Source organism: Micromonospora sp. NPDC048040 (genome assembly GCF_055587185.1).
This window is the reverse complement of record NZ_JBVJGT010000136.1, coordinates 1-2022: the sequence shown is the minus strand read 5'-3', so window position 1 is coordinate 2022 and position 2022 is coordinate 1. Positions and strand designations below refer to the sequence as shown.

The 2022-nt window shown below is 66.1% G+C and carries 1 protein-coding gene; it reads left to right on the top strand.

The genetic code is table 11. The annotated features are described in order from the left end of the window. Positions 1-95 precede the first annotated feature (95 nt). A complete protein-coding gene (locus tag ACZ6O2_RS36470) occupies positions 96-1946 on the top strand; it encodes an FG-GAP repeat domain-containing protein (protein WP_466026213.1) in 1851 nt (616 codons plus the stop codon). Positions 1947-2022: the final 76 nt, after the last annotated feature.

Genomic DNA, 2022 nt, shown 5'->3' with positions numbered 1-2022 from the left:
CTACGAGAACGGCACCAGCATCCGGTTGCTACCCGCCCTCAAGGTAGCCTGAAGATCAACACATCGACCCTGTCCGTCGAATCGGGTCAAGCCCAGTGGGGTTCTGTGCCTGTAACGACCAGGGGGAGTACGAGTCTTCGCAGGACCGCTGGAAGAAGTTCCGGCCTGCCAACGCCAAGCTGGTTGTTGACTACGACTCCAAGCCCGCTAAGCCCAAGGACCTACAGGTAGCGGGAGTGGCCTGTGTTGACGGCGGTGTCACGATCGGCACCACGGCACCCACCTTCTCGGCCGTCTATCCGGACGCGGACTCCGGCCAGACGCTGACCGGCACCTACGAGTGGATCATCGTTCCACCTCTCGGCATGGTCGCCGTTACTGACAGCTACCCGCCCCGCATCGCCGCTACACCGCCCCCGGCACCAGCGTCGGCGAACGGGCGTGCCACGACCGCCCCCGTGTCGGCCACGGCCGGCAAGACCTATGCGTTCCGCGTTACCGCCGTCGACCCGGCGCCCTACAGCCAATGGAGCGGCTGGTCCAACTGGTGCGAGTTCTCCATCGACACCACTGTCCCCCGGGAACCCGTCATCACTACGGATGCGGCGACCACACCCGGCCCGGGTCAACCGATAACCTTCGACCTATCAAGCACTGACGCAGGTGTCAGAAAGTTCCGATACAGCTGGACGGGACCACCGGCGCCTCTGCACTTCCTGACCACATACGCGGGGAACGGCACAGGCGGATTCTCGACCACGCCGAACAATGCCGTCACCGGCTGGTATGCCGACGGCACGGTGCTCAGCCCCGGCGACTTGTCCGGCGACGGCAAGCCAGACGTGGTCTTCCGACGCCAGGAGAATCCCCAGTTGTATCTGGTTCGCGGCGACGGCAGCGGTGGTTTCCTAGCCGAGCCAGAGCTCCTCGATGGCGTCAACTGGTCGGCAGCGCAGTACCTGTTCTCCCCGGGTGACTTCACTGGAGACGGCAGACCTGACCTGCTCTACCGAGACGCTGCCAGCCAGAACCTTTGGATGCGTCCGGGCGCGGCTGCCGGTGGCCTGCAGACAACCTCTGTCCAGATCGGCACCGGCTGGTCGTCCGCGACGTGGATCTTTTCTCCCGGGGACTTCAGCGGAGACGGCAAGGCCGATGTGCTGTGGCGCAAGACCGACGGCACCCTATACATGGTGCGCGGCAACGGCACAGGCGGCTGGACCACCGGCGCCTCGGAACTGATCAGCGCCGGCTGGAACGGGGCTGCCCTGTTCGGCCGGGGCGATTTCTCCGGCGACGCCAAGACCGACATGTTGTACCGCATCAACAGCACCGGCGACGTCAGGCTCATCCGCGGCAACGGTAGCGGCGGCTGGCTTGACAGCACCGGCGTGTCCAAGGGCACCATTCCGACCGGGGGCGCGATCTTCGCTTCCGGCGACTTCACCGGCGACGGCAAGCCCGATGTCCTGGCGACGGCCCCTTCCTCGGCGAACTTCGGCGAAGTGGCGGCGATCGACGGCCCGGGCGGGAAGACCGCCAAGGTCACTCTCACGGTCCACAAGTACGGCAAGAACATTCTCTGGGCCAGAGGCATCGACGAGGCAGGAAACCTTGGCCTCACAGGCTCGGTGGAGGTGACCGTCGCCCGGCCCTCACCCCCCATCGCACGGTGGGGCCTCGAGTCCTACCCGGGGAAGAACCAAGCGCAGGCCCTGGCCGACGACCGGCCGAGCGCTGGGGACAGCGACGGCGACGGACCGATCCACAACGACACTCCGCTAACGGCCGCCGGACTCACCTGGTCCCGGGACGCCCACCTGGTTGGGGGCGACACCGCCACCATCACCGGCGCCGGCAACCAAGCGCACACCGCCGGACCCGTTGTCGACACGACCAAGTCCTTCAGCGTCGCCGCCTGGGTTCGTGTTCCGCACCGGGTTTGATGGAGACATCGAAACCTGGGAGGAACACCAGCGATGCCCGCACCGAAGAAGTACAACGATGAGCTGCGTGAGCGTG